The organism is Desulfatitalea tepidiphila, from assembly GCF_001293685.1.
Lineage (GTDB): Bacteria > Desulfobacterota > Desulfobacteria > Desulfobacterales > Desulfosarcinaceae > Desulfatitalea > Desulfatitalea tepidiphila.
The window spans coordinates 2,619,510-2,639,760 of the sequence record NZ_BCAG01000003.1 but is presented as its reverse complement, the minus strand read 5'-3'; the positions used below and the strand labels follow the sequence as shown (position 1 = coordinate 2,639,760).

General features: G+C 59.5%; 16 protein-coding genes. 15 read left to right on the top strand and 1 reads right to left on the bottom strand.

The window, feature by feature from the left end; genetic code table 11:
* The first annotated feature begins 3 nt into the window (after nt 1-3).
* The 7 genes from DFT_RS16275 to DFT_RS16245 all read left to right on the top strand — a co-directional run bounded on the left by DFT_RS16275 (nt 4) and on the right by DFT_RS16245 (nt 10,320).
* Complete coding sequence (locus DFT_RS16275; RefSeq protein ID WP_054032200.1) at nt 4-1,929, top strand: thiamine pyrophosphate-dependent enzyme; 1,926 nt, start codon at nt 4-6, stop codon at nt 1,927-1,929.
* Nucleotides 1,930-1,936: 7 nt separating this feature from the next.
* Nucleotides 1,937-2,545 (top strand): indolepyruvate oxidoreductase subunit beta, encoded by a 609-nt coding sequence (locus DFT_RS16270; RefSeq protein ID WP_054032199.1) that lies wholly within the window; start codon nt 1,937-1,939, stop codon nt 2,543-2,545.
* 505 nt (nt 2,546-3,050) lie between these two features.
* The gene (locus tag DFT_RS16265; protein ID WP_054032198.1) at nt 3,051-5,894 is read left to right on the top strand and encodes a tetratricopeptide repeat protein; all 2,844 of its coding nucleotides are present in this window, start codon (nt 3,051-3,053) and stop codon (nt 5,892-5,894) included.
* The gene (pgaB, locus tag DFT_RS16260; protein WP_054032197.1) at nt 5,882-7,834 is read left to right on the top strand and encodes a poly-beta-1,6-N-acetyl-D-glucosamine N-deacetylase PgaB; all 1,953 of its coding nucleotides are present in this window, start codon (nt 5,882-5,884) and stop codon (nt 7,832-7,834) included. Before DFT_RS16265 ends, pgaB begins: the two co-directional genes overlap by 13 nt.
* Before the next feature lie 7 nt (nt 7,835-7,841).
* Nucleotides 7,842-9,107, top strand: a complete 1,266-nt coding sequence (gene pgaC / locus DFT_RS16255; RefSeq protein ID WP_054032196.1) for a poly-beta-1,6-N-acetyl-D-glucosamine synthase — start codon at nt 7,842-7,844, stop codon at nt 9,105-9,107.
* The gene (gene pgaD / locus DFT_RS16250) at nt 9,107-9,589 is read left to right on the top strand and encodes a poly-beta-1,6-N-acetyl-D-glucosamine biosynthesis protein PgaD (RefSeq protein ID WP_054032195.1); all 483 of its coding nucleotides are present in this window, start codon (nt 9,107-9,109) and stop codon (nt 9,587-9,589) included. Before pgaC ends, pgaD begins: the two co-directional genes overlap by 1 nt.
* Nucleotides 9,590-9,750: 161 nt before the next feature.
* Nucleotides 9,751-10,320, top strand: a complete 570-nt coding sequence (locus DFT_RS16245) for a flavodoxin family protein (RefSeq protein WP_054032194.1) — start codon at nt 9,751-9,753, stop codon at nt 10,318-10,320.
* 94 nt (nt 10,321-10,414) lie between these two features.
* On the opposite strand, the gene DFT_RS16240 is transcribed toward DFT_RS16245, so the two are convergent.
* On the bottom strand, nt 10,415-13,504 hold the full coding sequence (locus DFT_RS16240) for a hypothetical protein (protein WP_235506246.1): 3,090 nt from the start codon (nt 13,502-13,504) through the stop codon (nt 10,415-10,417).
* A gap of 394 nt (nt 13,505-13,898) precedes the next feature.
* On the opposite strand from DFT_RS16240, the gene DFT_RS16235 reads away from it, so the two are divergent.
* The 8 genes from DFT_RS16235 to DFT_RS16200 all read left to right on the top strand — a co-directional run bounded on the left by DFT_RS16235 (nt 13,899) and on the right by DFT_RS16200 (nt 20,251).
* Nucleotides 13,899-14,309 carry an acyl-CoA thioesterase gene (locus DFT_RS16235; RefSeq protein ID WP_054032193.1) on the top strand — a complete coding sequence of 137 codons (411 nt, stop codon included), beginning with the start codon at nt 13,899-13,901 and terminating at the stop codon, nt 14,307-14,309.
* A 95-nt stretch (nt 14,310-14,404) separates the two neighbouring features.
* Nucleotides 14,405-16,150 (top strand): DegV family protein, encoded by a 1,746-nt coding sequence (locus DFT_RS16230; protein ID WP_083453553.1) that lies wholly within the window; start codon nt 14,405-14,407, stop codon nt 16,148-16,150.
* Between the two features lie 37 nt (nt 16,151-16,187).
* The gene (locus tag DFT_RS16225) at nt 16,188-16,490 is read left to right on the top strand and encodes a TRL-like family protein (protein WP_083453552.1); all 303 of its coding nucleotides are present in this window, start codon (nt 16,188-16,190) and stop codon (nt 16,488-16,490) included.
* 3 nt (nt 16,491-16,493) lie between these two features.
* The gene (locus tag DFT_RS16220; RefSeq protein ID WP_054032190.1) at nt 16,494-16,859 is read left to right on the top strand and encodes a hypothetical protein; all 366 of its coding nucleotides are present in this window, start codon (nt 16,494-16,496) and stop codon (nt 16,857-16,859) included.
* Nucleotides 16,856-17,629 carry a glycosyltransferase family 2 protein gene (locus DFT_RS16215; protein WP_054032189.1) on the top strand — a complete coding sequence of 258 codons (774 nt, stop codon included), beginning with the start codon at nt 16,856-16,858 and terminating at the stop codon, nt 17,627-17,629. Before DFT_RS16220 ends, DFT_RS16215 begins: the two co-directional genes overlap by 4 nt.
* A gap of 32 nt (nt 17,630-17,661) precedes the next feature.
* Nucleotides 17,662-18,564 (top strand): lysophospholipid acyltransferase family protein, encoded by a 903-nt coding sequence (locus DFT_RS16210; protein WP_054032188.1) that lies wholly within the window; start codon nt 17,662-17,664, stop codon nt 18,562-18,564.
* Nucleotides 18,565-18,625: 61 nt separating this feature from the next.
* Complete coding sequence (locus tag DFT_RS16205; RefSeq protein ID WP_054032187.1) at nt 18,626-18,886, top strand: acyl carrier protein; 261 nt, start codon at nt 18,626-18,628, stop codon at nt 18,884-18,886.
* A gap of 132 nt (nt 18,887-19,018) precedes the next feature.
* Nucleotides 19,019-20,251, top strand: a complete 1,233-nt coding sequence (locus tag DFT_RS16200; protein WP_054032186.1) for a beta-ketoacyl synthase N-terminal-like domain-containing protein — start codon at nt 19,019-19,021, stop codon at nt 20,249-20,251.

Sequence of the window (20,251 nt, the reverse complement as noted above, 5' to 3'; positions counted from 1 at the left end):
GACATGACGACACATCTTGCTTGGAACGCCGACGCGCCGGGAAAACGGTGCATGCTTTCGGGCAACGAGGCGGCTGCCAGGGGCGCCATCGAGGCCGGCATACGGGTGGTGGCTTCCTACCCTGGATCGCCGTCCGTTCAAATTCTCGAATGCCTCGCCGCCGTAGCCGAACAACGTGGCATTTACGCGGAATGGTCGATCAATGAGAAGGTGGCGCTGGAGGTGGCTGCAGCCGCCTCTTTCGCCGGATGGCGGGCTCTGTCCGTCATGAAGGCCGACGGGCTCAACGTGGCCATGGATTTTTTGACCACCCTGCCGTTGTCCGGCATCAAGGGCGGGTTGGTGCTGATCGTCTCCGACGATCCGGGCGCCCACTCGAGCGTCAAGGAAGAGGACACCCGCTATCTGGCGCCGCCCGCCCACGTGCCCCTGATCGAACCGAGCAGTCCGGCCGACACCCGGGAGATGCTGCCGTGGGCGTTCGATTTGTCCGAATCATGTGGCCTGCCGGTGATCGTGAGACTGGTGACCCGCATTTGTCATGCGCGCGGCAACGTCTCTTTAGGCCCCATCGACGCCGCCCAGACCGCACCCTTTTTTCCCCAATCACCTGGATTCATAACGGCCGGGCGCTTTCATGCCCGGGTCCACGGGCAGCTGGAAAACGTGCGCCGGCAATTCGACTCGTGTCGTCAAAACACCTATACCGGCCCGGAATCACCCGAATTGACCCTTTTTACCTGCGGGGTGAGCCACATGTATGCCCTGGAGGCGGTTGAGCGTCTCAACGTCGAGGATCGGGTGGGGATTTTTCGCGCGGCCACCATCTGGCCCTTGCCCGAAACCCGGGTGCTCGAAGTGCTGCGAAGGTCGCGTCGCATTCTCTTCCTTGAGGAGATCGAGCCATTCCTCGAGGATCAGACCATGATTCTGGCCGCCCGGCATTGGGACAGCTTGGGCCCTTTGAGCTTTCTGGGCAAGGGGTCGGGCGATGTCCCCTGGGTGGAAAAGGCCAGGGGCATGGGTGAAATGGATCCGGATATCGCCGCCGAGGCGGTGGCCAGGGCACTTGGCCTCGCGTTCAACCCCGTGCCCGACGATTTGGATGAGCGGCGGCGGGAATTGCCCGAGTTGCCCATGCCCATGCGGCTGCCCAGCTTCTGCGCCGGCTGTCCTCACCGCGCTTCCTACTGGGCTATAAGGACCGCCCTGGCCATGGATGGTCGGGAGGGATTGGCCCTGGGCGACATCGGCTGCTATGCCCTGGGCGTGATGCCCACCGGCTACCAGACGATCCGCACCGTGCACTGCATGGGATCGGGCGTGGGATTGGCCAGCGGGTTCGGTAAATTCAAGTCGTTGGGCTTTCGGCAGCCCGTGGTGGCGGTGATCGGCGATTCCACCTTTTTCCACACCGGCATCCCGGCCCTGATCAACGCCAAGACCACCGGCGCCGACTACCTGTGCATTATCCTGGACAACGGCACGACGGCCATGACCGGCCACCAGCCCCACCCCGGCTGCGGCGTGGGGGCCATGGGCGATAAGACTTCCGCCCTGCCCATCACCGACCTGATCACGAGCCTGGGCATTCCGCTCACCGTGGCTGATCCCTACCAGGTACGCGAAACCGCCGACATCATACTCAAGTTGCTCGATGTCGGCGGGCTGCAGGTCCTGCTGCTGCAACGGGCCTGCGCCCTGCAGGCCGGTAAAGGGGAAAAGAAGAGGCGGGTCCGCGTGGATGCCGATCGCTGCCTGGGCGATGCCTGTGGCTGTGGACGCCTTTGCAGCCGGGTCTTCTCCTGCCCCGCCAATACCTGGGACGAGGCGACCGGTCGGGCCAGGATCGACGAGGTGCTGTGCGTCGGTTGCGGCGTGTGTACGGCGTTGTGCCCCCAGGGCGCGATCATCGTCGAAGAGGAGTGAAGTCGCCATGACGCTTGCGTTCGATCCGTTGAACATCATCATCTCCGGGGTGGGGGGCCAGGGCAATATCCTGGCCTCGGACTTGCTCTCCAGGACTTTTTGCGAGGCGGGGTATTTCGTCAGCGTCGGCGAAACGTACGGCGCCACCCAGCGGGGCGGATCGGTGGTGAGCCACGTCCGTCTATCGCGCCGGCATGCCTACGGGCCGCTGATCCCCCTTAACGAGGCACATCTCATCGTGGGGTTCGAACCTCTGGAGGTGTACCGAATTCTGCGAGGCCATGGCCATCCCGACGCCCGCGTCGTGATGAACACACGTCCCTTTTTTCCCCTGGAAACCTTGCAGGCCAACAGCCCCTATCCTTCCATGGACCGACTCACCGACGCCATTGAAAGAATCTGCACCGAATTGAAAGTGGTCCAGGCCACCGAACTGGCCAAACAGGCGGGCAACGCCCAGGCACAAAATGTGGTGATGGTGGGGGCATTTGCCGGCCTGAATTGGGTGCCGTTAGACAAGAATCGCTACCTGCAACCCATCGAGGAGATCTTTTCAGGCACCAAGCTGCAAGTAAACCGAAGCGCTTTCGAGCTGGGATACGCCGCAGCTCTGTAGCGTTCATTTTCCTTCTTTCCCTTTCCTTTGGTTTCAAGCTGCAAATCGTGATTGCCGATAACAGGATGATAGGGCTGCCGACCGGATCGGAGAGTCGCCGATCAGGGTTGAACGGTGAGGATTGGGGATATTCATTCTCAAATTGAGGGATCAAGATTTCCAGGTACATGGCCAGGGATTGATCGATTATCGCATGATGATAGCTTGACGACTGATTAAATTTTTTAAAACATTTTGAAATAACGTAATATTTTTGCTATTGAGAACGGCTCTCATTTTCCGGCACGTGTTTTGACAGTGCCTGCAGTTGAGTTGGTCTGTGTGGACTGGAACGTTACTTGAGATCCTGCTGTGCGCGTCATTGGTGTTGGATATGAACCGCTGCTTCGATAGTCGTTTTGTTGCCAACCTTCAATTCGGGTGGATCGCACTAGGCGTTCTTCTTTTTTGTATCCCTGTTTTCAATCCCTGCCCGGCCGGTGCGGCACAGGCGTCCTCCCAAACGATGCCCCCCGCCGGCTTTTCCTTGGACGCGGTCGCACGTCAGGTGAGTTCCCTCGTGGACCGGGGCGAATTCGAACAGGCACTGGCATTGCTGTCACCTTATCGGGATCAGCCGGCTGTCTATCCCACCCTCGCATCGGATTTCCTGGTGATCACCCTATGGTCTGGCCGGCCGGCCGATGCGGTATGTCAATTCGAAGCGCTGCCGGATTCTTTTCCACGGCGTCCCTACCTGTTGCGCAATATGGCCAAGGCCTATTTCGACCTCGGGCGATACGGGCCGGCCGCCTCCTTGTACGCCGAAGTCGTTGCCCTTGACCCATCGGACGAGATCGCCATCGAGGGATGGGGGCAAGCGTTGGCCGCTCAGGGTGATCTGGGCGCGGTACGCCAGGCGCTGCTCACGCTGAATCGAAGCGGCGGCGACCCGTTTCGGGTCGATCTGCTCGAGGCCCGGCTGGCGTTCTTCCAAGAGCTCTATATTGAATTTTTTGAGATCCACGACCGCTTGATTTCCGCATACCCGGAACATGCCGACCGGATCGCCAAGTCGCGTGATGACTGGGTCGCTGGCCTTTCCCAGGAACGTCAAACCCATTTGCTGCAACACCTCGCCAGGGCGGCCGACGAACCGGATGCACCCGCGCGCGCCGCAGAGTTCCATGCCCTCTGCCTGGTGCTGGCGGGTCAATACCAACAGGCCAGCGACCGGTTGAACGAATTGGTGGCCACTTCGGATCTGGACCTCGCCCAAGTGCCCGACGACAGGCTCTACTGGTACGCATGGGCCCATTTCAAGGCCGGCCGCCATCGCCAGGCGGAAGAGGGTTTCGATACCATCCTCCGACGCAATCCGGCATCCGATCGCGCCCGCATCGGCAGGCTGTTTTGTCTCGCCGCCCTAGCGAAATACGACCAGGCCCGGGGTGAGCTCGATCGGTTGACCACGCGTCGCGTCGGAGATCCGGAGCTGGATTACGCCCAGGCCTATCTGTTCGAAAAGCAGGGGCGTTTCTGGGATGCGGTGCAGGTGTACGATCGCATGCGCGAGAACGATCCGACGAACGCCACGATCCGGCGGCTCAGGCTGCGCGCCCTGGCCGACATGGGGGCCACCTCCCTGGCGGCCCGGGAGGCCGTGCGGGACTTGCCGTCAGACAGCGACATGCAATCGGGCCTTGAGTTGGATGCCGCCGCGGATCGCATTCGCTGGGAAGAGTTTGACCGTGCGGCGGATGACCTGTCGGCCTCGAGGGAAGATCCGCCTTTCGCCTATGATCACATCGTCGCCCTCAACAGGGCCGAGCGCAACAGGGAAGCGACCGAGGCCTATGAAGGCCTGCTTGCAGCGGGCGACGGCAATGTTCCTCCCGCCTGGGTGCGCCTGGCGGCGGCCGACGCCTATGCGGCCGAGGAGCAGCCGTTGCGGGCTTTGGAGATCTACGATGGCATTTTGAGAGAACAGCCGGATCTGAAAGAGGCGCGCCTGGGGCGTTTTTATGTCCTGCAGACCCTGCGGCGCTGGGAGGAAGCAGATGCTGCGCTAAAGGCGCTGGAGGCCGATACGCCGGCCAGGCTGACCATCGATGGCGTCGAACGGCCCCATCCGGACCATTTCGAGCTGGCCCTGATCAGGGCCTGGTATCTCGCCTATCAGGGGCGGTTGGCCGAATCCGAGGATGCCTTCGAGGCGTTGCATGCCCAGGCCCCGGCCAACATGGATGCGCGCAACGGACTGGCGCACATTTATCTATGGCGTGGATGGCCCCGCCGGGCGTTGCCCACCTTCAACATCATCGACACTTTGGATCCGTCCTATCAGCCTTCGAAAACCGGGCGCGTGGCGGCTCTCGAACGCCTGGCCGAAAAAGAGGCGGCACGCGAGACGGCCGCCGCTCTGGTGACAAAGCGGCCGAACAACCCCCACACCCGGAATACCTGGCGTTCCCTGGTCGTCGATCAGATGGAAGAGTGGCGGACCGAGGCATATGGTCAGTGGGAGGATGACGATTCTTACGACACCCGAATTCGAACGGAGATTTCCAGTCCGCTCGGTTTGAAAACGCGCATGCTCGGATTCCTGCTATGGCGCGGCACCTGGTACGATGGATCTTCCGGCGAAGACGACACCTCGGCCTACTTCAGGCGGGTGGGCGTGGGGCTCGACCATATCGTCGACGCTGACTGGCGTTTGCGGCCGTCCGTATCGGTCAACTACAACGATGGCCGGGAGCCGGGCGCATCCCTGCGGGTGGACTACACCCCCACGGACCGCTGGCTTTTCGGGGTGTTCGGCGATTCGTTTTCCACGGATGTGGCTCGGCGCGCAAGGGCCGCGGATATCGAAGCCTCGCTGGTCGGCGCCGACGTCACCTGGCGGCAGAGCGAGTGGCGCCAGGCCGGTATCGCCTATACCCGAAGTTTTTTTTCGGATGACAACGAGCGTGACGAGATTTTCATGGGCTGCCAGCAGAACCTCTGGGTGTCCGGCGACTGGCGCATGCGCATCTTTCTCGATGGGTACGCCACCTGGAACAGCAAAGGGGACGAAACCGTCTACTTCAATCCGGAACAGGCCTGGGGAGGATCCGTCACCCACATGACCGAACAGACCCTTTGGGACCTTTATCGCAAGTCCTTCGTGCATCGACTCTATGTGTCGGCCGGCATCAGCCGGCAGCGGGGTTTTGACAGTGATTGGGCGGGATCGCTGCGTTACGAACAGCACCATGCCTTTTCCGACCGGCATGTCCTTCAGGCGGGCATTGCCTGGGGCCGCAATGTGTATGACGGCGAGGCGGTCTACGACATCAGCCTGGATGTGGAGTACCAATGGCGTTTTTGATCAAAACCATCTGGGGCCTGTTGGCCTTGTGTTTCATGATTTCCGCAACGGCGGCTGGCAGTGCGGCGGCCGAAGATCCGGGCCCTGGAAAGGTGCTGATCCTCTGCTATCACAGCATTCAACCCCAGGCCCGCTCCGGCGACCCATACACCTTGCCCCAGCGGCGCTTCGTCGAACAGATGGAGTACCTGCATGCCCACGGCTGGCAACCGGTATCCCTGGAGACGCTGCTTGCAGCCAGGGAGGGGAAGCAGAGACTGCCGGACAAGGCCGTGCTGCTCACCTTCGATGACGCCTACCGTTCTTTCCATGACTTCGTGGTGCCTGTACTGCGCATGTATGGTTTTCCCTCCATGCTGGCCGTGGTGGGAACCTGGATTGAAAACGACCCTCCCGAGGATCTGGCCGAGGCGTTGATGACCTGGGAACAGATCCGCCGGGTGGCTGCGGATCCTTTGGTGACGATAGCCTCCCATACCTATGATCTGCATCGTTCGGCTCAGTACACCCTCCAGGGCAACGTGGGCGCCGTGATCGGCGTCCGGGCCTACGATCCGCAGTCCGGCACCTATGAAACCGAAGCCCGGCACCGTCAAAAATTGCACGACGATTTCAAGCGGCAGCAGGATCTCTTCCAACGGCGCATCGGCCGGGATCCCCGCGCCATCGTCTGGCCCTACGGTGCATTCACTGCGGTGAGCACGGCGGTGGCCGCCGAGAACGGCATGCAGATGGGATTTTCGCTGGACAAGAAAAAGTCAGGCTGGGCCCATTTGTCGAATTCCGGGACGCTCAACAGGGTCATGGTGATCAATGAACCCATCGACCTGTTCATTTATTCATTGAAACAGCTGGGCGCCGATCCTGCACCCATGCGGGCCGTGCAGGTGGACCTGGATCTGATATACGATCCCCAATCGGCCGAGGCGACCGACCGTAACCTGGGACGCGTGATCGACCGGCTCGTCGCCATGAAGGTCAATACCGTCTTTCTGCAGGCGTTTGCCGATCCCCAGGGCGATGGCGATATTCGCAGCGTCTATTTCCAAAACCGGGTGCTGCCGGTCCGGGCCGACATCTTCGGCCATGCCGTGCACCAGATACGCATCCGCGGCATCGATGTCTACGCCTGGATGCCCACTTTGAGCCTGGTGTTCGAAGACGAGGCCTTCAATGCACGGTTCCGCGTGCGCGAGCACCGCAACGGGCAGCCGAAACCCAGTGGATCCTGGTACCGGCGCCTGACACCATTCAGCCAGGAGGTCGCCCAACGAGTCGCCATGATGTTTGCGGACATGGCCGCCGGTGCGCAGATCGACGGCGTGTTGTTTCAGGACGATGCCTATCTGACCGATTATGAAGATTACCACCCCCTGGCCCTCGAGGCCTTTGCGGCCCACATGGGCCGGCCGATTTCCCCGGACCGGTTGACCGATGACGATGCTTTGTCCGAACAGTGGATGCAGTTCAAGACCGAACGGTTGCTGACCTATACCGAGCAGCTGGCCGGCGCGGTCCGCCAGCATCGACCGGAAGCCTTCTTTGCCCGCAACATCTATGCCCGTCTGCTGACAGAGCCATGGGCCGAGGGGTGGTTCGCACAGAACTTCGATCTTTTCCTGGATGGCTATGACTACGTGGTGGTCATGGCCTATCCGCAGATGGAAAAGGCCCGCCGGCCGATCTCGTGGCTGCAGGATCTCGCGGCTGCGGCCACCCGGAACCGGTCGGTGTCCAAGATCGTGTTCAAGTTGCAGGCCTATGACTGGGAACGCGAGCGATGGCTGTCCGATGCGCTGCTGCTCGAAGAGATGCGGGCGGTGCTGGCCGCGGGCATCCGGCATTTGGCCTACTATCCGGACAACCTCTGGGAGGAGAAACCCCATTTGCCTACCGTGTCGCTGGAGATGTCCACGCGCAACACCGTGGAAAGGGAGTAGATCCGTTATGCGGGAAGCGGTGCGTCATATCAGTGATTTCATCTTCCTCTATCCCTTGTTGATGAGCTTCGTGTGGATGATCGGGGGACTTCTCTTCTATTACCGCCACGAAAGGCGAAGGTTCCAAGCCCCCCCGCTCGCAGCTTTCCCGATGTTTTCGATCCTGGTGCCCTGCCACAACGAAGAGGTGCAGATCGGCGAAACGATCGAGCAGCTACTGACCGTGACCTACCCCAATTATGAAATCATCGCCGTGGATGACGGCAGCACGGATGGTACCGCCCGGATACTGAAAGAGATGTGCGACCGGTATGGCATCGTGCGGGCCATTTACCTGACATCGAATCAGGGCAAGGCCGCTGCTCTGAATATCGCCACCCTGGCGGCCAGGGGCGAACTGATTCTGACCCTTGACGCCGATGCACTGCTTAGTCCGGATGCATTGCACTGGATAGCCTGGCATTTCGAGAAATTTCCCCGGGTGGGGGCGGTGACCGGCAACCCGCGAATCCTCAACCGCACGAGCCTGCTGGCAAAGATCCAGACCGGAGAGTTCGCTACCATTATCGGCCTGATCAAACGGACCCAGCGTATCCTGGGCAAGGTGCTGACCGTTTCCGGCGTGATCGCCGCCTTCCGCAGAAGCGCACTGCACGCGGCCGGTTATTGGGATACCGACATGGTGACCGAGGACATCGACATTACCTGGAAGCTGGAAAAACAGTTCTGGGATGTCCGCTACGAACCGCGGGCGACCTGCTGGATATACGTGCCCGAGACCCTGAAGGGGCTTTGGCGGCAGCGCATGCGCTGGTCCCAGGGCGGTGTGGAGGTGCTCAAAAAGCATCACAACATCTGGGCTCACTGGCGGCAAAGACGCCTTTGGCCGGTCTTCCTGGAAAGCGCGGTCAGCGTGGTTTGGTCCTATTGCTTCTGGGGCATGGTCCTGCTGTGGCTGGTCACCGCCGTGTTCGATCTCTCTGTGGGCGTTACCCCGTCTCCGCCGTTGCCGCCCCAGTGGACCGGATCGGTACTGGCCATGACCTGCATCCTGCAGTTCTGTGTCAGTCTCTGTGTCGACCGCCGTTATGAAAAGAATATCCTCCGATATCTGTTCTGGGTGATCTGGTACCCGTTTATCTACTGGATGATCAGTTCTTTCACCGTGATCTTCGCCACTCCCAGGGCCCTGCTGAAAAAGAAGGGCGCCCGTGCGGTGTGGAAAAGTCCGGATCGCGGATTGGCCAAAATTTCAAAACGGGTGGCGCAATAGTGTCGAAGATCAACATAGAAGACAACCCCAAACTGCGCAGCCCGGCGCGCAGGATCGTGGAGTGGGGATTTACCACCTTTATGTGGGCCTTGTGGCTCTATCTCTTTTTGCCGCTGGTGACAGTGGTCTTGTGGGTGGCCGGCGCTCACTATGTCTACCTGGCTTTCTTCGAACGATCGGCCTTGGATCATTTGGTCGAAATGATTACCAAAATGGGGTGGGCCGTTGTGGTGATCTTTCTGGTCATGCGGGGATGGGGGTATTACAACTATTACGTCTTCGGTCGGAAGAACCGGCGTAAAATGCACAACCTGGCAGGCATTGCCGATCTGGGAAAACATATCGGCCTGACCGGTCAGGAGGTATGGAGGTTGCAGAATCAAAAGGAGATCGTCTGGGAACCATTATATGACGAGATGAGGGCGGAACTGCGGAGTATCCGGCCGCCACATGAGGAGACGGAACAAAACAAAGCGGCTTGAGTTTCAGCCATCCGATGGAGATAATTCGTATCCTCTTGCCAAAGATTGGATAAGATAAAGCTCTTGACCTTCATTATAAAAACCGGTTTCATGCCCTGAGAGTTTAAATAGCTTGTGTTTCCCAACCCATTCCGAGTCCATCCATAATAAAGGAGTGACCCATGCACGTACTGGCCATAAACGGAAGCCCGCGTAAAACAGGCAATACTTCCACCCTGATCCACACCATGCTGGACGGCGCGCGGGAGGCCGGCGCCGAGACCACCGAGGCTCACCTGCACACCCTGGATATGAAAGGGTGCATGGGATGCCTGTCTTGCCGGACCCGGCACGGGATCTGCGCCCAGAAGGACGGGCTCTCCACCTATCTGGAGATGATGAAGACCTGCGATGCGGTGGTCATCGGTTGTCCGATCTACATGTACCGCATTTGCGGCCAGATGAAGCTCTTCGTGGACCGGCTCTATTCGCTCTATCCACCCAAAGCGGGGGGCGGTTACCTCACGGCCGTGCCGCCGGGCAAGCGGTTCGCCCTGGTCATTTCACAGGGTGCGCCAGATGCGGAACAATACCAGCGCTCGATTCGTTGGCTGGCCGGCATGGCCGGGACCGGATTGGGGATCAAGGAGGTGGGGCGGATCGTGCATGCCGACAGCCATGTGCTTCCCGCCGGGAAAAACCGGGCGCTGATAGACGAGGCGCACGCCATCGGGAGAAAACTGGTCGAGTGAGCGCCGGTTCTCCGTAAACGCAATTCAAATCAACAGCAGGGCGGCCGAGTGGCCGCCCTTTTTTTGCGGCCGTGATTCGATGGGAGGCCTGGCACTACACGAACCGTTTCATCGCCTCCAGGTACTCGGGATAGCGGGAGAGGTAAAACGATAGGGGCCGGGCGAAATCTTTGCCCACCACGCCGTCGATGAACATCTGGCTGATGTCGCGCTGGCGCAACAGCGTGAATTGAGAGGTGATCAGCAGGTGGCGCTCCTCTTCGCTGATGGTGTTCAGAAGTCGTCGCAACGCACTGCGCGCCCGGGGCTGATAGTTCCAGAAATAGAGCAGGTCCAGGGCATGGATGGAGATGATCGTCTCCAGGTCTCGGGCCTCCAGGTTGATCCTGGGGATGACGTCCCGCGGCTTTTCGAGCAGCTCGAAGGCCTTGGCCTCCGGAAAAAGCAGTTCGAGCCGGGCGTAGATGTCGAACAGTTCGGCAAGCTTCTTCTTGTATTCTCTGTACCGGGTGCGGATGTTGTTGAACCGGTCGGCCCCGCCCTCGATGATGCCGGCCATGGTGTCCGAGGCAGCCTTGGAGATCACCGCAGCCCACTTCTGCAGGATGTCGTTGACATTGAGTGCACCGCCCACCGTCAGCAGCTGGCCGGCCGCAAGGTTGAAAGCGATGGCCACCGGGATGGAGAGGGCGCTGCGGAAGAAGTTGCCGTAGACGGCGGTCCTGGGCAACCCTCGAAAGGCATTGTGGCCGGAGAGATAGAGGCCGTTGACCAGCGCCATGATGGTATAGAGCAGCATGGGATGAGTGTCGATGGTGATGCCGAGCCCGCGTTCCAGCAGCAGGGTTTTGGTCAGGTAGTCGAGCAGAGGTACCGAAAAACCGGTGAACAGCAGTGAATCGCAAATGCGATCCCAGCTCACATAGGCGTTCCAGCGAAGCAGGGGTGAACGTTTCAAGCCGCCGCCGCCGAGCACTGACTGGACGATGTTGCGTGCGCCGGTAATACCGAACCAGATGAAGGCCCCCCCATAGGCAAGGAGCCACCAGTCTTTTGTCAGATAGAAGGTGGCGAAAGCCGGTATGAAGCCGATGAACACCTTAAAAAGGTTTCGCAGGTGGGAGTTGACGTGTCGCCATTGGGGTTTCCGCCGCTTTATCTCCATCGCGGTTGGATCGAGAACGAGAAGATTGCTGATCCTCCGCTCCACGCCGCCCAGGGTGACCACGTTGCCCTGCCGCGCCATGCGGCTGAGATTCCCCTGAACCTCCCAATCCACCTTTTTGATGGCCTTCAGGCGTCGGAGGATTGAAAGGTGGGGCAGCCATTTTTCTCTACGGCCGGAATTGGTGTTCAGGCCGGGACGCTGGAGGTAGGTATGCCGTTCATAGGCGGTCATGTGGATGGGAATGCGCTCCCGTCCGAGGTCCACCAGGTCGCGATGGATCTGGCGACGCGCCCGCGGCGGCAGGGTGTCGATGAGGGCCAGCCCCATGCCGTGGAAACGGGGCGAACGGCCGGTGGAGTCGCTGCCCATGCGCGCTTTAAGCGGCTTGGCCTTGTACATGGCCTGAAGTGAGATGATATCGTGCAGGATCGTCCTGATTTTGTCGAGCTGATCCTGTTTGTCAGGTTTCTCCTTGGCCTCTGTCTTCTGGATGATCTCCAGGATGACCCGTTTGAGGGTGATGGGGTTCTGGCCGTTGATGGCCTCCTGGAGCCGGCTGATTTCAGGGATCTGCTCGGTGCGGCCGTCGGCCCAATCCTTCAGGTTGAACAGTTCGAGGCGCGTGATCATGCCGTCGCAGTCATAGATCAATTCGAGCACGTCCTCCGCGGCCAGGCCGGACAGGTTCAGTGTGATCCGGTAGCCCGACTGCAGGCCCGCCAGGCGGCATAGCAGTTCGGCCGGCTTAAGCCGCAACAGGGCCGGGACATCCGCGTCGTCGGACGGGACCGTGTGGTCGGCGATATCTGGATTGCGTCGGGCTTTGAGGTATTCGGCCACGATAGTCTCCAGGTCCATGCGGTCCATCTGCACGAACCATTCCGCGATGTCCTTCCGGCCGTCGGCATCGGCCGCACGATAGGCCTCCCGCATCCGTTCGGCCTTGTGTTGCAGGGCGATGAGCATCTTCTGCTGGATGAATTTCTCCAGATGCAACACCGATTTTTGACCGATCCCTACGAAGGCGAGAAATTCGCCCGATTCGATGGGCGCCAGCTCGATATCGAAACGCTCGTTCAATTCCACGAGATGACGCCGGTTGAAGGCGTCCAGAAGTTGCATGACATGGGCCTGCTGGTAAGCCGAGGCGCGGCGCCCCTCCCTCATCAGTTCGGCGACGGCCGGCTCTTCCAGAAAGCAGAGAAACGCCTGGGCGTCGGCAAAACCCCGGGGGACCCAGATCAGGTTGATAAAGCGATTGCGGAATCGGGTGTAGAACTCGATGCCGATGCGCACGTCGATCTGCATGATTCTGGCCGCTTCTAATAGTTCGGCGGCAAAACGCGGTTCGATGTAGTTGTAATGAACGATGCGCAGGCGGCGAATGCCCTTGATCCAGGCATCCATGATCAGATGGGTGGAGGATTTGCGGCCCTTGGTGTTGGCATCGTGCACATGGTCGTCGAACGAGATCTGGTTCCAGGTTTCAGGCATTTCCAGCAGGTGGTAGATGCGCAGCTGACGCCGTACCACGCGCGGCTTGCCCGTGGCCGTGATGCGGAAATCGTGGGCCAGTTCGATCTGGCGTCGCGGGTTGTCCCGGGCGCGCACCATCTCCTTCATGATCTGCATCAGCACCCGGGCCGTGTTTTTGGGCATGGGCCCCTCGGCGGTGTCCAACACTTCGGCCCGCAGGGCCCGAAGCGCATCCAGGCGTTCGTCCACCCCCCCGATTTCCAGCGAGGCCAGCAGGTGAACCATGGCATAGGCGATGCGCAGACTGCGCGTTTCGGCCATCTCCTTGATGCCGTGGGGATGAAAATAGGTATAGTACTGCCGCCTCAGGTAGTCCAGGTCACTCTGCCTGGAGGCCACCTCGTTGGTGATGCGCACCAGTTCATGGTCGCGGCGGTCAAAGAGAAACCAGGGGATGCCCAAGGCACGCTTAGCCGGGCGGGAATTGGTCTGTGCCGATCCAATCGACAAAAATTGGCCGTTTTGGTGCGCTCTGTTCATTGACTCTGTTCGTTCATCCTGAAATCGGTCCGCGGCCTGGTTTGCGGCCTCCATCGATACACGAATTAAGTATCGCCATAACGCTTTAAAAAGATAAGGCATTATGAATTTTTCGGGCAAAATTGCGCCGCCCGATCCCTTGCCGAACCAAAGGATCAACCCGCCGCCCCCGATTCAAACGACGCCATAATAGCCAATCGCACCTTTAATATCAAGTGGTTAGATTTGATTAAAATTGCGGTCACACAAAGCCCTGGCCTCGTGCCTGCCGCCCTCCATGAAAATAGGCATTGTCCCTTGATTCCACGCGAACCATTCGTAACTTGCCTTTGCGGCGGCGGCTGGTGTATGTAAGGGCCGAAATGAACGCGGAACGACTGCTGAAGATGAGGATATGAGCGCCAGTTTAGAGATCGACATGAAGGTCGCCTTTCACGATCTGGATCCGCTTCAGATCGTGTGGCATGGCAATTATTTGAAATACTTCGATGTGGCCAGATTCGCGCTATTTGCATCGGTGGGCATCGATCTGTATCAGTACATGCTGACCAAAAAATATGTCTTTCCGGTCACCCGGTCGGCGGTCAAACACATCATGCCGTTGAGAGCGTTTGATGAATTTGTCTGCCGGGCCGCGGTCACCGAGGCGCAATACAAGATCGCCATGAAATTCGAGATTCGGAAAAAAGATGCGGAGCGCACCATCTGCGCCAGGGGTACCAGCGAACAACTGGCGGTGCGGTTTCCCGAAATGGAAATGGAGTTCGCCATTCCCGACGACATCCGCATCGCCCTGGGCTTCTGATGATGCGCGGTGAACAGTCGTCGACCCAAATATAAAATAGACAGATTACCATCACTTAACACTTAACACTTTAAACTTAACACTTCTATCTTCCCATGGACCCAACCTGCAGCAGCGCCTTTATTCACGGTTACGAGCGAATGGCCGCCTGGTCCGATCTTCTCGACCAGATCAACGTCTTCCCGGTGGCTGACGCCGATACCGGGCGTAATTTAAAAATCAGCCTGGCCCCCCTGCGCCAGCTCGATGCACAACCCAAGTTGGTGCCCGCCCATCTGGTGCGCATGGCCACCGGCAATTCGGGCAATATCGCGGCGGCCTTTTTTTACGAACTACTCGGCGTCGAACGGGCCAGTCAACTGCCCGGTGCCATCCAGAGAGGCATGCGCAAGGCGCGCCAGGCCGTGACCGATCCCCAGCCGGGCACCATGCTGACCCTATTCGATGCCCTGGCCGAGGTGATGCCGCCCCATGATCTTGCCCCCGGCCAGTGGGACTTTGTCCGGATCATCGACCGTTTGCAGAAGACGGTGGCAGATTCGAGCGAGGCCTTGCCCCAGCTCAAGCATGCCGGCGTGGTAGATGCCGGTGCACTGGGTATGTTCATTTTCTGGGAAGCTTTTTTGAGCCACATCACCGGCCGGAAACAGAGCGGGCGATCGGTGATGGAAGTGTTCGGCGGAAAACTTGCCATCGCTGCGGACTGGGCGCCCGACGGGCAACCAGGGGGCTATTGTATCAGCGCAACGATCCGGCCGGACGGTAGTCGGGATGGCATTCGTGCGCAACTACCCGACGGCGTCGAAAGCGTGGTTGTCACCGACGATGCGGAAAATATCAAGATCCATCTGCACACCGAAGACCGCGGGGTGCTGCGATCAGGGCTCGAGTCCCTCGGCGAGGTGGTCGGCTGGTCCGAGGAGCGCATCGTTTCGGTTGTACGCAAGGCAACGCAAAGTGGTCGGGCCGTGCACCTCATGACCGATGCGGCCGGATCGGTCACCACGGAGGATGCCCGACAGCTGGGGATTACGCTGCTCAGCAGCTACCTCGTAGTGGGTGAGCAGGCCTGGCCCGAAACCCTTTACGAGTCGGATCGACTCTACGCGGCCATGTCCGGCGGCGTCAAGGTTTCCACGGCCCAGGCGTCGGTTTTTGAGCGTCACCAGTCCTATTTGAGTGCCATCAGCCGGTTCGAACGGGTGCTCTACCTGTGTGTCGGTTCGGTGTATACGGGCAACTTCGAGACGGTGACCGCATGGAAGGCCGATCACGACCCTCACGACCGTCTGGCTGTCATCGATACCGGGGCGGCTTCCGGACGTCTGGGCATCGTCGTGCTGGCCACTGCACGTTTCGCGCTCGAAGCGGAAGATCCGGGCGCGGTAATGGCTTATGCCCATGCAGCCGTTGCCCGCAGCCAGGAGTTCGTTTTTCTCGACCAGCTGAAATTCCTGGCCGCCGGCGGCCGTATTTCCAAGACCAAGGGCTTTTTGGGGGACCTGCTGCACAAGAAACCGATCATCACACCCACGGCCCATGGGGCCGCCAACGTGGGGATCGTGCGCAATCGAAAGGAACAGCTCGACTTTGCCCTGGGGAAGATCGACGGCGACTTTTCCAGTGAGGATGCGCCCGACATTCTGCTTCAATATACGGACAACCGGCAGTGGGTAGAGGAGGTCGCCGCCGGTCAGATTCAGGCGCGTTTGCCGTCTGCCCGTATCCAGTTGCGCCCCCTTTCGTTGACGTCCGGTGCGCATATGGGGCCCGGGACATGGGGAATGGCCTATTTGCCCGCCTTCGACTGGAAAGGGTCGTCCGAAACACTTAGATCGTAAGCGCCATCCGTATGCCGGATGGGACGGGGAGATCGTCATGAAGCGTCTGAGGATATGGAGTTGCTTGTGGATCATCATCGCGGCCGTGGTGTTGACGGGCTGCGCCTTTATTCACACCAAAACGCCTTTCGACAGCGACTTGAACGAAACCGAACTGGGTACCAAAAGGGGCACCGCCGATGCCCATAGCGTCTTGTGGCTGGTCGCCTGGGGGGACGCCAGCTATGCGGCCGCCGCCCAAAACGGCGATATCAGGATTCTCAAGCATGCCGACCAGGAAACCCTCACCGTCCTGTTCGGCCTTTATACGCGCTGGCGGGTGATCGTCTACGGAGACTGAGACATGCGACAAACCAGCGGCCATGACTCCCTGCGCCTGAGGTGGCTACCCGTATGGGTTTGGATGCTGCTCGGCCTGACCGGTTGCGTGGGGATCCAGCCCACCGGTTGGATCTACACCCATGTTCGTTTTCCGTTGACCGAAAACCTGGATCGGACACCGTTGCCAACCGGTGAGCCACCGAGCGGCCGGTTGCTGGAGGTCAAGGAGCCGTTTTCAGGTTTCGGGATATATGCCAGGGTGGATTCCAATGCCATCGGCGACATTGCCCGGGAAAACGGTATGCAAACCCTCTATTTCGCCGACCAGGAAATCTTCAGTATCCTGGGCGTCTGGACCACGACCCGCACCGTCCTCTATGGTGAATGATGCCCCCGGCAGGGTCTGAAAAAGAACGCTTTGCCGTCGTCATACCGGTATACAACCATGGTCGTACCGTCCGACGGGTGGTGCAGGCGGTTTTGGGCTTGAATTTGCCGATATACGTGGTCGATGACGGTTCCACCGACGGCGGATGCACTTCCCTCGAATCGATGCCCGGCGTTCATCTACTGGTTCATCCGTCCAATCTGGGGAAGGGGGCTGCCCTGCTGACGGGTTTCCGGGCTGCGGCCGATTCGGCGGACTGGGTCATCACCCTGGATGCGGACGGACAGCACGATCCGGAAGATGCCCGGGTGCTCATGGCATCCATCGGGGATCGCGGCAGGCCCGTGGTCGTAGGATACCGCAAGGCCATGCTCGCGGCCGGCGCGCCCTGGACCAGCCGTTTCGGCCGGGGATTCTCCAATTTCTGGGTGCACATGGCCGGAGGACCGCGGTTAACCGACAGCCAAAGCGGATTCAGGATCTATCCACTGCCCGAGGTGCTGGGTTGGGAGGTCCGGGCCAGGCGCTATCAGTTCGAGGTCGAGGTGCTGGTCAAGGCCGGCTGGCACAGCGTGCCGGTCGTCGAAGCGCCCATCGACGTCATTTACGCACCCGATGGCGAGCGGGTGTCCCATTTTCGGCCGTTTGTGGATTTTGTGCGCAATTCCAATGTGTTTACGCGATTGATCGTTCAGAATATTTTCATTCGGCTTATTCTTGGACGGCTGATGTTTGGGCGACGGCGGTATCGGAACAGGTCAGGTGAATGAGAGTCTTATGACGTCGCAGATGGGCAGGAACAGTGCGCGAACGTTTCTATAAATGGCTCACCGCCTGTTCCAAACGGTTGGGTCCCGGCTTTTTTTCTTGGATTGCCCAAGGCATCGCCGCCGGCTATTTCGTGCTGTTTCCGAACAGAACCCTGATGAGTGTGCGTTTTTACAAGGCGTTGTATCCCCATCGGACACGTTTTTATCACTATTGGTGTGCCTGGTGCCAGTTCCGCAACTTCACCTCGGTATTTTTGGACCGTTTCCTGCTCAGCAGCGGCGGCCTCATCCGCAACACCTTCGACGGGCGTCACTATCTCAGGCAGGCCATCGAGGAGAAACGCGGTGGGATTTTGCTCATGAGCCACCTGGGAAATTGGGAGGTGGGCGCCCGCTTGCTGCGGCGTGCCATGCCCGAGTTGCGCCTGATGCTCTATGTGGGGCAACGGGTCAAGGATCAGATCGAGCGGATGCAGAAGCAGGACCTGGCGGCCAGCGGCATCCGTATATTGGCCGTGGACCAGGAGGGCGGATCGGCTTTCGACCTGGTCGAGGGCATTGCGTTTCTCAGGTCCGGCGGGTTCGTCTCCATGGCTGGCGATATGATCTGGAGACACGATCAGCGGGCCGTAACGGCTCGTTTTTTAAACCATTGGGTACAACTTCCCGAGGCACCCCACGTGCTGGCCCTGATTGCCCGGGTGCCGGTGTATGTCTTTTTCGCCTCGTCACGGGGTCAAGGGCACTACCACTTTTCGATCTGCCCCCCCATCGACGTACAGGCCGCCAGCCGGGCGGATCGCATCGAAGCCATTCGCCGGTCGGTTCAGGCCTACGCGGAGCTGGTCGAGGGCCATCTGAGGCGCCATCCGTTCGAGTGGTACCATTTTCAGGCTTTCCTGGGGGAGCCGGTCGAACCATCGAAAAGTCTATGAATGAAGGGCGATTTATAGTAAGAGCTTAAAAATTTCGATTGGATAAGGATATGGATCACCTATGACCCGAAGCGAGATAACGCAACGCATCCTGACCATTTTTTCCGAGCGGTTTGAGATCGACCATCCGGGACTGGATGACGACCTGCGTGAAGTGCACGAATTCGACAGTATCGACGCGATCGAACTGTTGCGTGAAATAGAGATCATGCTGGGATCTGAATTGACCCACGACGAAAAGAGGCAATCCATGGAGATTTCCACTATCAATGATATCGTGGATTATGTCGAGGCCCTGGCCGTTGTTCGATCCGCCCGTTGAAGTCGTTGTTTTTGTCCATGTGAGGGCCCGGCAAATCCCGGGGATATCGTTTTGAACGCGTCTAAGTGGTGCCCGTCCTCAAACGGCCGACTGGCCGTTTGAGGACGGGCACCAAATGAGTACAGGCATCGAATGAACAGAAGGGTCGTCATCACCGGTTGCGCTGCCATCACGCCCATCGGAAACACCCGAGAGGAGATCCTGCGGCACTTGACCGAGGGGATATCGGGCGTTTCGGCCATGCGTTCGGACAATTTGCTCACCGACCACATCCACTCGGGCGTTTTCGGGTCTGTGGATTACCCCATAGCCTATGATTTCAAACGGCAGCATCGCAAAACCATGGGGCCGGTGGCCTATTATGCGTGCCAGACCGCCAAGGAGGCCATCGAAAAGGCCGGCCTGAGCGAGGCGTTCATCACCTCGGGCCGCATGGGGGTGGCCTTTGGTTCCACCCATGGCAGCCCCACCGTGCAGCGCGAGATCTATCGCACCTTCTTTGGCCATTCAGATACCAAATTATCCAGCATCGGCGCGGTCGACTACCTCAAGTCCATGGTTCATACCACTGCGGTGAACATCACCAAGATGTTCGGCATCACCGGCCGGGTGATCTCCTCGTCCACGGCCTGCACCACCAGCAGCCAATCCATCGGATTCGGCTACGAGGCCGTGAAGTTCGGCCTGCAGGACGCCATGCTGTGCGGGGGTGCCGACGAATACGACACCACCACGGTGGCGGTGTTCGACAACCTGCTGGCCTGTTCCACCGCGTTCAACGCCACCCCCCATTTGACGCCCCGGCCCTTCGACGTTCGCAGGGACGGCCTGGTGGTGGGCGAAGGATCGGGAACGGTGATTCTCGAAGACTACGAAACCGCTCAAAAACGCGGCGCTCCCATTCTGGCGGAAGTGGTCGGTTTCGCCTGCAACAACAACGGCGGTGACTTGATTTTGCCCAACATCGACGGCATCATGCAGACCATTCGGTTGGGACTCGACAGCGCCCGGTTGAATCCCGAGCAGATCGATTTCGTCAGCGCCCATGCCACGGCGACCAAGATGGGCGATGTGATCGAATCCCAGGCCATCGGCCGGACCTACGGTCAACATCCGCTGGTTACCGGTTTGAAAAGCTACATGGGACACACCATGGGATCGTGCGGCGTTATCGAGACGATCCTGACCATCTACATGATGCACGCGGGCTTTGTGGCCCCGACCCTCAACCTGGACGAGGTGGATGAGCGTTGTAACATGGTCCGGCACACGCGGCAGTTGACCGAACAGCAGATTCACCTCGCGGCAATTCAGAATTTTGCCTTTGGGGGTGTGAATACCTGCCTGATTTTAAAGAAAGTTTAG

What these genes read in the sequence shown, in the direction of transcription:
- DFT_RS16220 (WP_054032190.1), top strand. Translation starts at nt 16,494, where the DNA reads ATGCGACAAACCAGCGGCCATGACTCCCTGCGCCTGAGGTGGCTACCC.
- DFT_RS16235 (WP_054032193.1), top strand. Translation starts at nt 13,899, where the DNA reads ATGAGCGCCAGTTTAGAGATCGACATGAAGGTCGCCTTTCACGATCTG.
- pgaB (WP_054032197.1), top strand. Translation starts at nt 5,882, where the DNA reads ATGGCGTTTTTGATCAAAACCATCTGGGGCCTGTTGGCCTTGTGTTTC.
- DFT_RS16205 (WP_054032187.1), top strand. Translation starts at nt 18,626, where the DNA reads ATGACCCGAAGCGAGATAACGCAACGCATCCTGACCATTTTTTCCGAG.
- DFT_RS16200 (WP_054032186.1), top strand. Translation starts at nt 19,019, where the DNA reads ATGAACAGAAGGGTCGTCATCACCGGTTGCGCTGCCATCACGCCCATC.
- DFT_RS16215 (WP_054032189.1), top strand. Translation starts at nt 16,856, where the DNA reads ATGATGCCCCCGGCAGGGTCTGAAAAAGAACGCTTTGCCGTCGTCATA.
- DFT_RS16270 (WP_054032199.1), top strand. Translation starts at nt 1,937, where the DNA reads ATGACGCTTGCGTTCGATCCGTTGAACATCATCATCTCCGGGGTGGGG.
- DFT_RS16225 (WP_083453552.1), top strand. Translation starts at nt 16,188, where the DNA reads ATGAAGCGTCTGAGGATATGGAGTTGCTTGTGGATCATCATCGCGGCC.
- DFT_RS16230 (WP_083453553.1), top strand. Translation starts at nt 14,405, where the DNA reads ATGGACCCAACCTGCAGCAGCGCCTTTATTCACGGTTACGAGCGAATG.
- pgaC (WP_054032196.1), top strand. Translation starts at nt 7,842, where the DNA reads ATGCGGGAAGCGGTGCGTCATATCAGTGATTTCATCTTCCTCTATCCC.
- DFT_RS16240 (WP_235506246.1), bottom strand. Translation starts at nt 13,504, where the DNA reads ATGAACAGAGCGCACCAAAACGGCCAATTTTTGTCGATTGGATCGGCA.
- DFT_RS16245 (WP_054032194.1), top strand. Translation starts at nt 9,751, where the DNA reads ATGCACGTACTGGCCATAAACGGAAGCCCGCGTAAAACAGGCAATACT.
- DFT_RS16275 (WP_054032200.1), top strand. Translation starts at nt 4, where the DNA reads ATGACGACACATCTTGCTTGGAACGCCGACGCGCCGGGAAAACGGTGC.
- DFT_RS16265 (WP_054032198.1), top strand. Translation starts at nt 3,051, where the DNA reads ATGCCCCCCGCCGGCTTTTCCTTGGACGCGGTCGCACGTCAGGTGAGT.